At 40.9% G+C, this 17522-nt stretch carries 12 protein-coding genes; 5 read left to right on the plus strand and 7 right to left on the minus strand.

Annotated features, from left to right (window positions below; all coding sequences use genetic code 11):
* Positions 1-267: 267 nt before the first annotated feature.
* Positions 268-1704 carry a hypothetical protein gene (locus GAVG_RS04955; RefSeq protein ID WP_009994216.1) on the minus strand — a complete coding sequence of 479 codons (1437 nt, stop codon included), beginning with the start codon at positions 1702-1704 and terminating at the stop codon, positions 268-270.
* A gap of 859 nt (positions 1705-2563) precedes the next feature.
* Between GAVG_RS04955 and galE the strand changes: the two genes are divergently transcribed.
* A complete protein-coding gene (gene galE / locus GAVG_RS04960; RefSeq protein ID WP_004116755.1) occupies positions 2564-3574 on the plus strand; it encodes a UDP-glucose 4-epimerase GalE in 1011 nt (336 codons plus the stop codon).
* Positions 3575-3798: 224 nt separating this feature from the next.
* On the opposite strand, the gene GAVG_RS04965 is transcribed toward galE, so the two are convergent.
* From GAVG_RS04965 to GAVG_RS04980, 4 genes are read right to left on the minus strand one after another with little or no spacing between them, the layout of a single operon-like run.
* Complete coding sequence (locus tag GAVG_RS04965; RefSeq protein ID WP_004113009.1) at positions 3799-4911, minus strand: ROK family transcriptional regulator; 1113 nt, start codon at positions 4909-4911, stop codon at positions 3799-3801.
* 47 nt (positions 4912-4958) lie between these two features.
* On the minus strand, positions 4959-5816 hold the full coding sequence (locus GAVG_RS04970) for a carbohydrate ABC transporter permease (protein WP_004113011.1): 858 nt from the start codon (positions 5814-5816) through the stop codon (positions 4959-4961).
* Positions 5813-6766: a carbohydrate ABC transporter permease gene (locus GAVG_RS04975; RefSeq protein WP_009994218.1), complete on the minus strand. Its 954-nt coding sequence runs from the start codon at positions 6764-6766 to the stop codon at positions 5813-5815. The genes GAVG_RS04970 and GAVG_RS04975 overlap by 4 nt, the downstream gene beginning before the upstream one ends.
* Entirely contained in the window at positions 6763-8103 is a 1341-nt protein-coding gene (locus tag GAVG_RS04980; RefSeq protein WP_009994219.1) for an extracellular solute-binding protein, read from the minus strand. Before GAVG_RS04980 ends, GAVG_RS04975 begins: the two co-directional genes overlap by 4 nt.
* Positions 8104-8449: 346 nt before the next feature.
* Here GAVG_RS04980 and GAVG_RS04985 point away from each other — a divergent pair, with 346 nt between their 5' ends.
* The gene (locus tag GAVG_RS04985; protein ID WP_014554396.1) at positions 8450-9766 is read left to right on the plus strand and encodes a PTS sugar transporter subunit IIC; all 1317 of its coding nucleotides are present in this window, start codon (positions 8450-8452) and stop codon (positions 9764-9766) included.
* 5 nt (positions 9767-9771) lie between these two features.
* Complete coding sequence (locus tag GAVG_RS04990; protein WP_009994224.1) at positions 9772-11673, plus strand: DUF4838 domain-containing protein; 1902 nt, start codon at positions 9772-9774, stop codon at positions 11671-11673.
* A gap of 219 nt (positions 11674-11892) precedes the next feature.
* Here the strand turns inward: GAVG_RS04990 and galK are convergent, their stop codons facing one another.
* A complete protein-coding gene (galK, locus tag GAVG_RS04995) occupies positions 11893-13170 on the minus strand; it encodes a galactokinase (RefSeq protein ID WP_004138635.1) in 1278 nt (425 codons plus the stop codon).
* 82 nt (positions 13171-13252) lie between these two features.
* The gene (galT, locus tag GAVG_RS05000; RefSeq protein WP_029600577.1) at positions 13253-14599 is read right to left on the minus strand and encodes a galactose-1-phosphate uridylyltransferase; all 1347 of its coding nucleotides are present in this window, start codon (positions 14597-14599) and stop codon (positions 13253-13255) included.
* Positions 14600-14923: 324 nt separating this feature from the next.
* Between galT and GAVG_RS05005 the strand changes: the two genes are divergently transcribed.
* Entirely contained in the window at positions 14924-15694 is a 771-nt protein-coding gene (locus tag GAVG_RS05005; RefSeq protein ID WP_004113025.1) for an exonuclease domain-containing protein, read from the plus strand.
* A 21-nt stretch (positions 15695-15715) separates the two neighbouring features.
* Positions 15716-17509 carry a UDP-N-acetylmuramoyl-L-alanyl-D-glutamate--2,6-diaminopimelate ligase gene (locus GAVG_RS05010; protein WP_013399730.1) on the plus strand — a complete coding sequence of 598 codons (1794 nt, stop codon included), beginning with the start codon at positions 15716-15718 and terminating at the stop codon, positions 17507-17509.
* Positions 17510-17522: the final 13 nt, after the last annotated feature.

Raw genomic sequence — 17522 nt, forward strand, 5'->3', positions numbered from 1 at the left:
CCTTAATAATCACAGCACTATTACTGTCCCTAGCAAAAACAGCACTGCTAATTACCCTCAACAGTCAACTCACAAGATCAGCATCACCAGAATCCACTGCGAAAAAAGGAAATTAAGCAAAACAGTAAAAACCAGTAATGCAATCCTGCAAGAAAACTTGCGACAGAAATCAAAGAAAACTACCACAGTTGAGAGCAAAATTATAGAAGTGAGCGCACTGAAAAATACGCAGCACGCTCACCGATAACACTTAACGTGCTTTTTAACTTAGTGACGCATCTTGCGAACAGCAGCACCCATACCAGCAAGCATAGAAGCAGCCAAAGCAGTCAAAGCAACACCAACACCAGCATTACCAAGCTTCTCGCCAGCCTTACCACCATGGCCATTGCCACCCTTGGTGCCCATACCAGCAAGCTCACCCTTAGCAGCAGCCTTACCAGCAACAGCGGCTGGAGCAGCAGCCTGAGCCTTAGCCTCAGCCTTAGCTTCAACCTTCTTAGCCTCAGCCTTAGCAGCAGCAGGAGCAGCAGGGAAATCAGTAGAAACTGGGTTCAAAGTGTTAGGATCAGCAAAGCCCTTAACAGCAGAAGCCTCAACCTCAACAGCCTTATTAAAAGCAGCACGATAATTCACAAGAGCAGTATTATAAGCAGTAGCAGCAAGCAAAGCCTTACCACTCTTCTCTCCGAAATTCTTCTCAGCATCAGCATACTCATGAGTCCTATAAGCATTAGCCCTAGACTGAGCAGCCTTCAAATCAATAACAGCAGCCTTGTAAGCATCAGTATCAGTCTTACCAGCCACGCGAAGAGCCTCTTCACGATCAGCAGCAGACTTCACCTGAGCATCCAAAGCAGCCATCTGAGTCTTAGCAGCCTCAAAACCAGCCTTAGCCTTAACAAACTTATCCTGAGCATCCTTATTAGTAGCATCAGCCTCAGCAAGCACAACCTGAGTACGCATCAACTCAGCAGAAGCAGCAGACTTAGATGGATCAGCAGTCTGAACAGGTTTAGTCTGATCTGGCTTAGTCTGATCTGGCTTAGTCTGATCTGGCTTGGTCTCACCAGGCTTAGTCTGATCTGGCTTAGTCTCACCGCCTGGATTCACACCACGCAACGCGTTCAAATAACGCTGATTGGCTTCAACCTGAGCCTTAGCAGCAGCAACAGCCTCAGTCTGAGCTGTAACCTTAGCATCAGCAGCATCAAGAGCAGTCTTCAAATCTTCAGCTTTCTTCTCAAGAGTCTTGCCTTCAGCATCTGTATCCTTAAGCTTCGCTTCAGCTTCAGTATTAGCCTTATCTAAACTCTTGTATTCTTCAGACTGCTTATATTCTGCAGTAGCTTTAGTCTTATCGAAATCCTTATCGTTAACATGCTTTCCAAGATAAGCAGTCAAGCCATCTTCCACTGCCTTCTTAGCAGCTTCTGCAGCCTTCTTAGCAGCATCAAACTTGGTTTTAGCATTCTCATAAGCCGTCTTAGCTGCAGCTTGGGCGCTTTGAAGCTTGACCAAACTTATCTCTGCAGTTCTCACAGCACGCTGGCTTTCACGAAGAGTCTTGTTAGCCTCATGAATTTGTACAGCATCAGCAAGAGCATCACCTTTAGCACCAGCGAATGCTGGGGTTGCCATTGCGAAGCCGGCAAGCAAAGTAGCGCCAGCAGCGAAAGCGGCGATAGCCTTCTTATTCATCATTTTAATTTCCTTTCTTCTTCTCCTCCACGTAAAACACGCGAAGAGAAATTTTAAACATCCAACAACATTTCCGAAATATTGTGGATAACCACCATCTAGAGCATCTAGCTAGCAGCTGTTATTAACATACCCCCCCCCCCGTTTAAAAAAGTCAAGAGGCAGCCACATAAAACAAACAGAAAAAAATAATGTTACACACAAACTAATCCACAATAAAAACTATTTTCACCATAATATTTGTGGATTAACACTAATAAAACCGTAAAAACACATTATTTCAAGGTTTTTAAAGAATTTTCCCAGACTTTTCTCAGGAAACTACTCAGACAAGAACACTAACACTATAAAACCATTGAAAAATCAACATTCCACACACATCACACACGCAACACGCCGACACCACGCAGCGCCACACAGCGCCACGCCAACACAAACCAACATCAAACGAAATGCCATGCTACAAGGCAATCACACCCAACTAGATTCCCGCGTTTGTTCCCTTTTTTAGCAAAATAGAAACAAACACGGACGCGATACCTGCCTTCGCGCTCAAAGCGTAACGCGCGAATGCACTTCGATTCCCGCATTGCTTCTAAAAATTTGCTGCAAAAGTACAAATTCTCGAGCAAGTGTTGTATACTAAAATCACAAAAGATAACATATATGAGCAAAAATGAACACAGAACTGATGGAAAATGTGCATATCACAATCTGTATGTTTTTCAATCTTTCTATTTCAGCTTTTGCTTTATATGATGATTTTTTGCCTTAAAAAATATATAGCGACCTTATACAACCAAGTTCGTATAACAAATCTTATGCAATACTTTTGCGTAAAACATGCAAGAAAGGCTTCAAAATGACAGTCCTTGTAACAGGTGGATGCGGGTACATTGGCGCACACGTTGTTCACGCACTACATCAAGCCAAGCAAAACGTCGTCGTAGTGGATGACCTTAGCTATGGCAAACCAACTCGCATCGAAGGCGCGCGACTTTATGGAATGGATATATCTTCTCCAGACGCTGGTGCGCGACTTGCACAAATCATGAAGGATGAAAATGTTGACTCCGTTATTCACTTTGCAGCGCGCAAGCAGGTTGGGGAATCTGTAGAAAAGCCGCTTTGGTACTATCAGCAGAATATAAACGGCATGCTTAATGTTTTAGAAGCTATGCGACAAAGTGGAGCAAAAAAACTCGTGTTCTCGTCTAGTGCTGCAACATACGGCGAGCCTCCTGTAGAGGTTGTTCCAGAAGACGTTGTACCAATGCTTCCAATTAACCCATATGGTCAAACAAAGCTCTTCGACGAATGGATGGCACGGGCATGTGAAAAACCATACGGCATTCGCTTCTGCGCCCTACGCTACTTTAACGTTGCAGGCTGCGGACCTGTTGAGCTAGAAGATCCAGCTATACTGAACCTTATTCCTATGCTTCTTGAACGTTTACAGAAAGGCAAAGCGCCTGCAATTTTTGGCAGCGACTACCCTACTCCAGATGGCACTTGCATTCGCGACTACATTCATGTTTCCGATCTTGCAGATGCACACATTGCTGCACTATCATACTTGGATCGCGACGAGCGCAAGTACGATGCGTTTAACGTTGGTACTGGAAAGGGCACATCAGTGCGCCAGATTGTTGAAGAGATTCGCAAAGTTACGAAATTGCCATTTAAAGAGGCAATTCTAGATCGTAGAGCTGGCGACCCACCTCAGCTAATTGGCAGCCCGAAGCGAATCAACGAAGAAATGGGATGGCATGCAAAATACAACGTGCAAGACATAGTTGAATCTGCATGGAAAGCTTGGCAAGCAAATCCAGAACATCATATTGACGTTGATACTTGGAAGCAGCAAGACTAAAACAAGATACATAAAAATAAAGACGCATAAACAAAGACACATAAACAAAATAGCTCCTTCGTAAAACGCAACATATGAATCTAAATCACAACATATGTTTATAAACGAAGGAGCTATTTACATTATGATTTATAATTATTTAAATTTGCATTATTGCCAACCAGCCAACAATTAACACAAAACCACTAAGCACACAAACACACTAATGCATACATCAACACGCATCAACAAAGTTCGCTTCGCATAACAGCTACACTTTCTCCAAGCAATGACGCATCTTGTTCTAATGCTGGGAATCGCACTCTTACAGCCCCAAATAGCTTGCTATCAATCCTGCTGTTAATCGCAAACTGCATATTAGCAATAAAAGTATCGTTAATAATACTGCTATCACCATTTACTACCACATCTTCAATACCATTCATAGCTATAGGAATGGCTAATATCTTACCCAAAGAAGTTCCAGCCTGAGTAATAATCCTATCTTTTTCCGATGGAGCATCCGCAATACGCTGTTGCAAACGCGGAATCGATATAAGTGTTTCCAAACATCCTCGTTTACCACAACGACATAAAAGACCATCTTCATCAACAACAACATGTCCAATTTCGCCTGCAGTAAATTTTCCGCCGTCAACAATCTTATTAGAAATCAGTGTTCCTGCACCAACACCACGAGCGATTTGTATGTATATTAAATTACTCGATCCATTAGCAAGTTGTTTTTCTCCCAAGGCTGCAGCATTAGCATTATTATCAACACGAACCGGAACATTAAATATTTTTCGCAAATCATCCGCCAGTGTAACATTTTTCCAACCTAGATGAGGTGCTGATAGAATTTTCCCTTCATCGTCAATAACTCCAGGAGATGAGATACCAATTCCCAATAGTGGTGCCGTAGTCTTTTTACGCAAATCAACGATTAAAGACACAATATCATCTACAGAAAGCTTGTCATCTAAACGAATCGGAGTTTGAATACGCTCTATAACATTTCCAACAAGATTTGTTATAGCTCCAACAATCGTATTCTCTCCAGCAATGTCAACAACTATTATTTGCCTAGAATTCTCGCATAAATGCAATAAAACTGCAGGCTTACCAGGGCACGTTGCAGACTTTGTTTTGCCTTCTTTTACAAGACCGTCGGAAATCAAGGATTCTACCACTGCGGATGCAGACGATTTAGATATACCAGTTAATTTTGCCACATCAGATCTCGAAAGAATATAATTTGAGTAAAGAAGATTTAAAACATTACAACGATTCTTCTTACGAATATCTTCTGGCGTAAATGAGATCAATCTATTACGCGAATCATCAGAGTCTTTCATTCTTTGTTTCTCCTAAGATTCCCACACTAGGTAATTATTTATTTTTATCATTTTATTGCGCCTTGCATAGAACCAAACGTAAGACCATGTTGAATAATCAAGAAGAAAACAATCACTGGCACAGAGAAAATCAGAGATGCAGCCATCTGAGCACCAACATCAACTCCTGAAGGTGTAGCAAATGACGCCAACCATACAGGAAGAGTGTATTTTTCTTGAGTTTTCATAAAAGTATACGCTATTAAATAATCATTCCATGCGTGAATACAAGCAAATACTGATGTTGCGATAATCCCTGGAGCTGCAAGCGGAAATGTAATCCTCCACAAAATTTGCCATTCACTAGCACCTTCAACACGAGCTGATTCAAAAATAGACATTGGCATAGCCAAGAAAAATCCTCGCAAATTCCAAATTGCCACTGGAAGCACAGCAGTAACATAAGCTAAAACTAAACCAACGTAAGTATCAAGCATTCCAAAACGATTGAAAACAATGAATTGTGGTATAAGAATTGCTGTTGCTGGAATCATTTGCACAACAATCACAGCAGCCATAATAAGCTTTCTGCCAGCAAACGCGTGCATAGTTAAAGCAGCACAAGCCAAAAACGCTACAATAACCGCAATAACTACACTCAACACTGTTACCAACAGACTATTGCAAGCATATGAAAGCATTGAATCAGAAGAAAAAGCATCATGCATATGTTCAAACGACCAGTGACTTGGTAACAAAGTTGGCTTGGATTGTAGAACTTCGTTTCGAGGTGAAAATGCCGTAACACACATCCAATACACGGGGAAAATCCATACAATAATAAACACAAAAGCAAGCAACGTGTTAATAATTTTATTCAATGTAACGCGCCTACGAAGCAAATCCAATAAGGTAACTATCTTCATAGCTCATCACCATTCTTTAGAAGTCGTCTAATATAGTAAACCGTGGCAAAAAAGAGTATCAGAGTAGTTACCACGCTTATTGCAGAGCCTTGTCCAATAGAAAAATTAATAAATGCTTTCTTATATGTAAAAACTCCAACGGTTGCAGTAGATTCACGAGGACCGCCCTGAGTAAGTAACCATATTTGATTAAATACGTTGAAATCCCATATGCAAGAAAGTATGGTTATAGCCGTTAATTGTGGAGCCAATATAGGTACTGTAATTTGCCAATATATACGCGTTTTTGAAGCTCCGTCAACTGCCGCAGCCTCAGCATATTCAGGAGCAATCTGCTTTTGTGCCGCATATAAGGTAATAGCAATATATGGAACAGCCTGCCATACGATTATTAATCCAATACAGCAAAAAGCTAAATTCGTGTTACTAGTCCACGAAAGATTGCGAATATTGCCAAAAATTTTTAACTGAGTTAACAGCCAACCTACTACTCCATAACCAGGTTGAAACATCCATTTAAACACTAATGCAGCAGCAACATTAGGCATTGCCCATGCAGCTACAAGAACAATGGACATAATCACCCTTACTACTGCAGATTGTTTAAACATGGTTTGCGCAACCCACATCCCTATGAGCACGCTAGTAATAACGAGAAATGCAGCAAAAGCAATTGTGATTCCTAGAGAATAGTAGAATCCTTTGTCTGCAAAAAGAGTTAAATATTGCTGAATACCAACGAATTCGAATTCTCCAGTGAACAACGATCTAGCATTAAAATTGCTAAGAGATGCTACAACAAGCATAAGTAGAGGCAAAATAACCAACACTATAAGTAATATGCAAGCTGGAAGTAGCATTAGAGCTGGAACTATTTTACTAGCACTTTTACTAGCAGATTTACTAGCAGATTTACTACTATAATTTTTGCTAACTTTTAGGAGCCTCATAAGTCACCACCAACCTGATTATGAGAGAAAATCTCTTGTGCATGGTCATGAAATACGCGTGCTGCTTGCAAAACAGATTTTGCAGACATAGCAGATGAAGCGAATAATTCTTTGAGAGAACCATCTGCTTCGATAGTTGACCATCCAGGAGCTGCAGGAGTTGATTGAGATACTCTAGCTGTTTCGAAGAATCCTTTTTGCACCTCGTCTAAATCGCGAGAATGTAAATATTCATCCAACAAGTCAATACTATTAGGAAGCCAACCATCGTGTTCCACTATCCACTTACGCTGAATTAAAGGGCTTGCAGCAATGCGTATCCATTTTAATGCCAACGCAACGTTGCTACTTCTAGACGGTATTGCCCAGTCTGAACCAGCAAGAACAGAAGGTTGTATACCCTTACCATTTATGCTTGGCATTGGAAATGTGGCAAAATCTTTTCTAGAAAGAGATGGATTAATTGAGATTGCCTTTGTAACAGCTGCACTATTTGTCAATACTGCTGAAGCTTTTTGTTGAGCTAGTATTTGCGCTTGATCAGGATTATTTATTTCTGCAGATCTTGATGCTTCTGTTGAGAATGCGTTTTGAAAATCTGCCCATTTTTTAAGTCCTTGTAAGGTTTTCTTACTTATTGCAGACGAATGCCATTGCATTCCATTGAATGAAGCTAAGCTTCCACCACAATCCCAAACAAATTGCATTCCAGCAAACCAATTCTGTCCTGGAAGATACATTGCACTAAAATCCGCTTCATTTTTGTGAGCTTGTTTTATTGTGTTAAGTGCAGAAATCAGCTGAGTAAAAGTTGTTGGCTGATTTGTTATTCCAGCTGAAGACCATATGCGTTTGTTGTAAATAACAACTCTAGATGCTGCAAATGCTGGGACAGCATACAGCTTATCTTTATAAATAGCTGGCTCTCGTAATCCTTTAAGCCAACGTTTACCTTGTGAAAGCATTTTTTCGTGTTCTGTTATATCTAGTAATCCTCCACTTGCTGCAAAATCCGCTATTTTTGTATTACCAATATCAACAACATCTGGCGGACGAGATGTAGATAATGCAGTTGTAAGTTTTGTAGAAATACCGTCCCAGGGCTGAACTTGTACATGTACTCGCACGCCTGTTTGTGCTTCAAACTGTTTGTTGATTGCGTTAAGTGTTTCTTTTGTAAAATCGTCTTGCATAACCCACACTGTTATGCCATTTTTGGATGAGGATTGGGAAGATACGCTGCTTGTTGGCGCTCCTATAGAGCATCCACTAAGCATTATTGCCATTGCTAGCGTAATAACCGCATAAGCAGTACACTTTCCGTATATTCGTCTCATGCGCGCTCCTTGAAAACATATTTGACTTCGCACCATTGCTTAAGCCGTATTACTATTCTACACCTTCATAAGTACGATTTCCGCACTTATTAAATTTTGTAAAATACATGCAAAAAATGAATCAAATAGTTTATAAGACAAAGAGCGACACGCTCATAACTGTTGGAATTAAAACGATTCGACGACAAAGTTTGATTTTTGATAATTTAAATGCGATGATAGATATACTTTATTTTTTAACCAATAATTAGAAAGTAAAGCGAACTAAATATGTTCAGTGAAGAACCCTATACATAACATAAGCCAAACAAAAAGTTCATTGATGAACAACAAACAAAGGATAAAAATGGCTAGAAATACAATGATGGATTTTTTGTCCAATAAACTTGCGCCGTTTGGCGAAAAAGTCGCAGCACAACGGCATTTGAAAGCATTGCGTGAAGGCGTGCTTATGGCAATGCCTCTTGTACTTATTGGTTCCATTTTCACATTAATTGGAAGCTTCCCTATTGAAGCGTGGACCAAATGGCTTCACACACACGGCGAATTAGATGCTTTACTTAGCACTATGGCAAACAATTCCTTTGGATTAATCGGTCTAGCAACCGCATTTGGAATTTCATACAGACTTGCAGAATCATACAAAACAGACGGACCTTCTGCAGGAGTTCTTGCAATCGGCGCATTCCTTCTCGTAACTCCACCAATCGCAAGCAAAGAAGGAGCAAACGGCATTCCTTACGGACTTATTGGCGGAAAAGGTTTATTCACAGCAATTGTTATAGCCTTCATAACCGCAGAAATATATCGCCAGTTTATTCAACGTAAATTCACAATTAAAATGCCAAAAAGCGTTCCAGAAGCTGTTGGACATTCGTTTGCAGCACTCGTGCCAGGAACAGTAATAATTGTTCTATTTGCAATAGTAACAAAAGTTTTGCAAGTCACAGGAATTGGCAGCCTCAATAATCTTCTCGCTATTATAGTTGGAACTCCATTAGCTCTTATTGGTGCAACACTTCCAGGAACATTCGTTGCCGTACTCCTCAACTCCGTATTCTGGTTCTGTGGCGTAAACGGCGGTCAAGTTGTTGGTTCTGTTATGAACCCAATCTGGCTTCAGCAAGCCGACGCCAATCGTATTGCTTTGCAAGCTGGTCACGCGCTTCCTAACATCATCACTGCACCGTTCATGGATTTGTTCGTGTACATGGGTGGCGGCGGAGCAACAATCGGTCTTGCGCTCTGCCTTCTCTTCTTCTCAAGGAGCCGCGAATACAAAACATTGGGTCGCATTTCAGGCATACCAGCATTGTTCAACATCAACACTGCTATCCTCTTCAGCTTCCCAACCGTTCTCAATCCTATTATGATCTTCCCATTCATCTTTACGCCTATCATCAATGCTGTAGTAACATACGGCGCTATGGCAACAGGATTAGTTCCTTACACCACTGGTGTCGCACTACCATGGACGACTCCACCAATCATCGGCGGATTCCTTGCTACAGGAAGCTGGCAAGGTGCTATATTACAAGCACTGCTTGTAGTACTATCCTTTATAATCTACTTCCCATTCTTCAAGGCAGCAGACGCAGCTCATTCTAAGGCTGAAAAGGATTTAATGGATAGCAAGAACAGCGCTACTTCTAAGGAGGATTAATTAACATGTTGTCTAAGACACTATATGTTCAAGCTAATCCTAATACTGGTGAATTTATTTACAATGAGATGGAACGCCTCTGCAAAAGAATGTTTGGCATGAAAATAACGCCTGCAAGCACACTAGAAGAGGCAGATTTCAAGCTTTTATCCGACGAGCAGAAGCAACGTGCGAATCTAAAAGATGCTTTTAGCTTGAAAGTGACTAGCGCAAAAATCTCAATTCACACTAATACAGATGTAGCACTATTAATTGCCGTTTACAGGTTTGCTTACGAGTTTGGAGCAAGATTCCTAAGACCAGGCAGAAGCAACGAAATACTACCTTCTCTTAGCGAAGAAGACTTTGAAAAGGCAAATATTCAACTTGATGAAACGGCGAGTTTTGCTCATAGAGGTGTATGCATCGAAGGAGCCGACAAGATTGAGAACATAGTCGATTTCATTGATTGGCTTCCTAAAATTGGCATGAATAGCTTCTTTATACAATTTGAAAACCCGTACCCATTCCTCAAACGTTGGTATGAGCACGAGTTTAATCCGTATCAAGAGAAAGAGCCATTCAGCATTGATATTGCGCAACAAATGAGTGATTCTGTTGATGAAGCAATGCAAAAGCGCGGTATTGTTCAGCATAGAGTTGGACACGGTTGGACTGGTGAAGTTCTAGGATACTCCTCAAAATACGGCTGGGAGTCAGGCGTTAGTCTTCCAGAAGACAAAAAACCACTAGTAGCCGAAATTGCAGGGAAACGAGAACTGTTTAACGGCGCTCCAATATTAACGAGTCTGGATTTTGCAAATCCAGAAGTAACTAAGCAACTTGTTGATATTGTTGTATCGTACGCTCAAGAACATTCAGACGTAGATTATCTGCACGTATGGCTGTCTGACGCTTGCAACAATATTTGTGAATGTGAAGAATGCAAAAAGACGTTCCCTTCCGATCAGTACGTTGATTTTCTTAACGCGCTTGACAAAAAACTTACGGAAAAAGGTTTTGACACTCATATTTGCTTCTTGCTTTACCACGAATTATTGTTTGCACCAGAGCATGCGAAAATTGCTAATCCAGAACGTTTCACCATGATGTTTGCACCAATTAGTAGAACGTTTGAAAAAAGTTACGCAGACGTTGACTACAAGAATGGTATTCCACAAACTGAAGCCTACAATCGCAACAATACAGTTATGCCGAACTCGCTAGAAGAAAATCTAAGCTACCTGTTTTCTTGGAAAAAAGCCTTCCAAGGAGATGGATTTGTGTACGATTATCCACTCGGACGAGCACATTATGGCGATTTAGGGTACATGGCTATAAGTTCAACTATTTACCGCGATATTGCACATCTTAGTAAGTTAGGATTAGATGGATACATTTCTTGCCAAGAGCTTCGAGCAGGATTCCCACATAATTTCCCTAATTATGTTATGGGATCCATGCTGTGGAACAATACGCGCACTTACGATGATATAAAGCAAGAATACTTTGCATCACTGTATGGCAATAGTTGGAAAACTGCTGTAGATTGGCTGCAAACCGTTTCTTACCTTTCTTCATGCGATTATTTCAACGCCATTGGTGAAAGAATTAATCTAAAGCAAAGCGAACAGTTCAATGCCATTGCTTGCCTAGCGGACTCAATGGTAACAACTATTTCTAAACAGATAAGTAATGAAACTGGTCACATTGCTAACGAATGGTTGCTTCTCTCTTGGCATCGTGAATACGTTAAGAAACTTTCCCAAGCATTGCGAGAAATTTCTTGCGGACACAACGAACAAGCCCAACAATATTGGTACGAATTCCTTGATTTTATTAGAAGGGAAGAAAACAATATTCAACCGAATCTTGATGTTTACAGAGTAATCGAAGTAGCTAAAAACTACGCTGGATTCAAGCTTTAATCAAAAATAATCCAAAAGATCAATAAATTACCATTAAGAAGTGCCTTTGATCGTTTCTACAGGTTGAAAAACAAGTAGAGACTTTCAAAGGCACATTTTGTTTATGCGTTTATTTGTTTATATATTATTTGTTTATACGTTATATGCTATTTATGCACAATATTTATACACAATTCCTAAGGCGATACTACTTAAGGCATACACCATTTAAGGCAGATACTACAAAATTCGCTCACCACTTGATGACGGTACAGCCGAAAGAGCGCGCGGAGCAGCAAAACCACGTTTTGCAAACTCATCAGCAATAGCCTGAGCAATCGGCTTAGCCCTATTAGTATCAACTAAAGCAATAATGGAACCACCAAATCCGCCGCCAGTCATGCGAGCGCCATAAGCTCCCTCATTGCGAGCCACATCAACAGCAGTATCGAGTTCTGGAACAGTAACCTCATAATCATCTCTTAATGAATTATGTGACTGGTTCATCAATTCTCCCGCAAGAGTAATGTCTGTTTTATGGAAAGCCTCAACAAACTCTCGAACGCGATTTATTTCCGTAACAACATGACGCACTCTTCTCATCATTGTTTCGCCACCAAGTTTCTGCACTCGATTAAGAGTATCTTGTAAAGTCTGCTGTGAATCCTCACTATTAGAAATAGAATCAGCAACAGCACGCAAAGATGACACATTAAGCGCTTGAGCAGCCTCTTGACACATCATTCGACGAGCAGCATATTGACCATCATTAAGCTGATGAGGAGCGCAAGTATCTACAACCAGTAGTTCTAGATTATTCGCCGCCAAATCAAACGGCTGCTGGCTCACGCTTTGTAATGGCGTCAAATCTTTCTTGCAGTCCAACAGAAGCGCATTACCTTCAACACATCGCAAAGAAGCATTTTGATCCAAGCCTCCAGTTGAAGCTCCAGCCATTTCATTCTCTGCCATAATCGCCGCATGAATAAGCTGCACGCGCCCAACATCCGAATCAGATAATCCTAAGTCAAATGCATCACTTAAAGCGAGCGCAATAGAACATGTCATTGCTGCAGAAGAGCTTAAGCCTGATCCAAGCGGAACGCATGAAACAAACGCAGCATCAAAACCACGTACCTTTAAGTAGCCTGCTTTACGCAATGCCCACGCCACTCCAATAGCGTATGCCGCCCAACCTTTTACATCTCCAGCATGTAGATGATCAAGATCCGCTTGTTCGATTGACATAGGGTTAACGCTTGAAACTACTCTAACTTTTGTGTCTCTTCTAGGATGCAACGCAACAAAAGTGCGATGCGGAAGAGCGATAGGCAAGCATAATCCTTCGTTATAATCCGTGTGTTCACCAATAATGTTTACTCGTCCAGGGCTTGCCCATACTCCACCATTATCTTGCAAACGCATTCTGCAATATTCGCCAAAAGTCTCGCTGAATAGTGATGTTGCTTGTCTGGCACCATCATCATTCTTCACTGCTTCAATAAATGATACTGGCATAATAGCACTCCTTTGTACTCACAAATCATAATAATATTTAATATTACTAATATAGTTAATAACATTAGCCTAACTAGCCTAACTAGTCTAAATCAACCGCACCGAGTTCATGGAATCGTTGTGCAATAAGTTCTGGCGTAGTATCTGAAACCCACGCAGCCATACCAGACTCAGATCCAGCCAAATACTTGATTTTGTTAACATCTCTGCGGAATGAGAAGAATTGCAAATTAAGACGATAATTTTCACGACGAGGGTCATGCAATGGGGCTTGATGCCATGCTGCAATATATGGAAGATCCATTCCCAATCCATCTCCCTTATCGAAGAATGCGTTTCCGCGACGCAATAATGTTGAATACATTTGTGCCAAATCCCAACGCTCTTGGTCATCGAGCTGATCCAAAGAAAGAACATCTCTAACTGGAGCAACATGCACCTCTAGTGGCCAGCGCGCTGCGGCTGGAACATATGCCACCCAACTGTGATTTCTCATTACAATGCGCGAAGCATTATCAATCTCTGAAAGCATTAAATCTTTCAACAAATTACTGCCAGTGCGTTCAAAATAAGCTTGAGTATGTCGCAATTCTTGCTCAAGTCTAGGCGCAATAAACGGATAAGAATAAACCTGACCATGAGGATGAGCTAAAGTAACGCCAATTTCTGCACCATGATTTTCGAATGGGAATATTTGTTCAATGCCATCAATCTGGCTAATTTCAGCCGTTCTAAAAGCCCACGCCTCTACTACAGTTCGCAAACGAGATACTGGCAATTGAGCCGGTAACATATTTTCGTCTGGTCCGAAGCAAATCACTTCACAACGCCCAGCTGCAGGAGCTTGTTTCCATAGTGGATTGCCATTAAGATAATGAGGTTCACGGCTTACACCAGGAACTTGAACCATGGATGGAAAACGATTTTCAAAAACCACAACATCGTAATCAGTGTCTGGAACTTCCCCATCTTGATATGCAGAACCAGGTTTGCGAGCGGCAAGCGGATTGCCCTTAGTAAGCGCTCCAGGGCCAGCAGTGATTGGTCGATTCATGCGCGCTGTAGACATAGGAATCCAGTCTCCAGTAAGAGGATCTTGACGCATTTGCGGAGCTGCATACTGCACTTCATTACCATCCGCATCAATATGCGAGGCAAACCTATACGCTAATTTTCTAGGATCTTTCAATTCGCGCGTTTTAAGACCGCTAACATAATCTGGGCTATCATCAAGATAGAAAAAGTCACGACCGTCAGACAATTTCGTTGCAGTAATGCGAATATGATTGCGAGCATACTCTCCTTGCTTATATGACTTATAAGAATTATAAGAATATTCGCCATTATTATTATCAGTAGCATTCTGATGATTTTGAGCGTCGTTAAGTCCGTCGCCAAGTGCGTCATTAAATCCGTCATTGATGTCCATGTTCATATACACCATTGTCCTTTTGATTTTAAATCTTTTGTTATTTTGTATTTATTATTTTGTTTCTTTGCTTTTGCAAAGGTAAATCCACAACGACTCCTAAACAAAAAGCACATCTCAACTCTCAGAAAATGTTACTTTTTGTAACATAACGAGCGTTCTTGATGCTATTCTATCATATAATTGTGTACTTTGAGGGCATTTTATTACATATTTTGCAAAAATTCGCACTAAATAACTCATAGACGCAACATTACAAAAAATAACAATCCACCATTTACTAACACAAACTCAGGGTCTGCAGCGCATTCTACGATTAAGACTATGCCAAACAACATTAACGAGCTTATGGAAGCGCTAAACGAGACACAGCAGCAAAGCGAAAAAACGCCACTCAGCCAATCCTTCCTGCTCGGTTTCGACACAGAAACAACGGGCGCAATTCTCGGCGAAGACTCCATTTGTTCAGCAACTCTTGTGCTCAGAAACCCACAAAATAAGACTCACAATGACGTGATAGCAACCTGGTTAATAAACCCGCACAAGCCAATTAATCCAAAAGCAAGCCAAGTCAACGGATTTACGGACGAGTTCCTACAAGAAAACGGTGGGGAACCAACGGCGGAAATCGAAGCATTGGCTGCGGCGGTAAGCCTCGCGCAGAGCAAAAATATTCCACTGCTTGCATACAACGCTCCTTTCGACGTTGAAATGCTAAGGCATGATTTAAAAAAATGGGATTTAACAAGCCTGAACAATCGCCCGAATAGCACAATCAACGATGGAGAAATTCTTGTAGTAGACCCATTAGTTATAGACCGCGCTGTTTCTAAGCGCACAGGCAAGCGAACGCTTACACATACAACACAATTCTACGGCGTAGAGCCAATCGGAGACTTTCACGACGCAACAGCAGACACTGTAGCGGCAGTGGACTTGATTAAGCCTATAAGCGAATTACATGAAGATGTTGCAAATCTTGAATTATGCGATTTAATGACATGGCAACGCAAAGCGTATACAAAGTGGAAAAACAGCTTCGACGAGTGGCTAAAATCCAAAGGAAAACCAGCTAGCAGCGGAAACTGGCTATAATTCAAAATCAAGAGGAACAAAATGAGCGAAAAAACAAATCTTCATCTAAACATGCTAGACGCAAGCACAATTTTAAAAAATTACAGACTTCTACGAGAAATTATCCAAAAACTCCCACAGACCAATACTGAACACTCAGACGAACAAAACAACTGCATAGAAAACAACATAGAAAACAACGATTTCGTGCATATTCGCAACGAAATCTGGTCTATGAACGCGGACGATTTTAAAAACTACAAAAAAACATACAACCACATAACATACGATTCACGAGATATTAAGAAAAACACTCTTCTGTTCATTAAAGGCAATTTTAAGCCAGAATATCTTAAAGACGCTGATAAAAATGGCTTAACTACATACGTTGCCGAGCAAAGTTACGCGGATTACACCAATGCAGTAGGACTTATAGTAACAGACGTTCGTAAAGCAATGAGCTTGCTTTCATCAGAATTCTTTGGAAACCCGCAAGAAAGACTTAGAGTTATTGGAATTACGGGAACAAAGGGAAAAACAACAACAGCTTACTTCACTCATGCAATTTTAAACGAACATTCTGAAGGCAAAGCAGCCCTATTCTCCTCCGTTGACAATTGCTTAGATGGAAAAACATATGTTGAATCTAATTTGACTACACCAGAAAGCCTAGACGCATTCCGCATGATGAGCCAAGCCGTAAAAAACGGTATGAAATACCTAGTCATGGAAGTTTCATCACAAGCATACAAAGTAGAGCGAGTATACGGACTACACTTTAATGTGGCAGCATTCCTAAACATAAGCCCAGACCACATAAGCCCAATAGAACACCCAACTTTTGAAGACTACCTGTATTGCAAACGCCAAATCGTAAAAAACACTGACGCGCTTATACTCAATGCAGACTGCGCTCACGCAGACTTAATACTCCAAGACGCACAAAACGAATACGTGGACGTCACAACATTTTCAAGAGTACGAAAAGAAGAAATGGGCGAAAACATCTGCAACTGCCAAGCATGCAGCGATCATTCAGACATTCACCCTTACGAAAAAAGCGAAAAATATCCAGAACTTATTTGGACAAAATATGTAGCAATGCCAGTTTCATCAGACGCGCAAGAACATTATGTTGCTATTTTAGACAACGAAAGCAAGAAAAACAAAAAACAATTCGTACCTAATTACACAACTATAGACAAATTCAATCTAAAAATCGCAGGCGACTTTAACTACGAAAACGCCACTGCAGCAATCGCAATCGCAAACGCATTAGGCATAAATGAAAACACAGATCAAAAAGCCCTACATGCTATAGAAAACGTTCAAATATCGGGGCGAATGGAAGTCTTTAAAGACACAAAATCCAATACAGTTGCCATAGTAGATTACGCACACAACTACATTTCCACAAAATCTGTTGTCGACTTCGTATACGACAAATACGGTAACAATGATCTTAGAATCACGCTTGTAACAGGATCCACGGGAGACAAAGCCGTTGACAGGAGAAAAGAAATAGTTCAAGCTGCACAAGATCGAATCAACCAATTTGTGTTCACTCAAGAAGACACAAATGTCGAAGACGAAATGGACATTTGCAAATACATGCAATCTTGCGTAACCAATCCAAACGTTGAATCGCGAATTATTATAAACAGAGCTGAAGCTATTGAGTACAGTGTTGAAGAAGCAAGAAAAGATGCTAGAGAGAACAACAGACTCAACATAATACTTGCTATTGGAAAGGGCGACGAACGCTGGATAAAGGTGCACAACAAGCATGTTCCTTACGAAGGAGATTCGTTTATTATTAAACGCTTATTTAGCTAAGCACCTCTTTAGC

Source organism: Gardnerella vaginalis ATCC 14018 = JCM 11026, from assembly GCF_001042655.1.
In the GTDB taxonomy this organism is placed as follows: domain Bacteria; phylum Actinomycetota; class Actinomycetes; order Actinomycetales; family Bifidobacteriaceae; genus Bifidobacterium; species Bifidobacterium vaginale.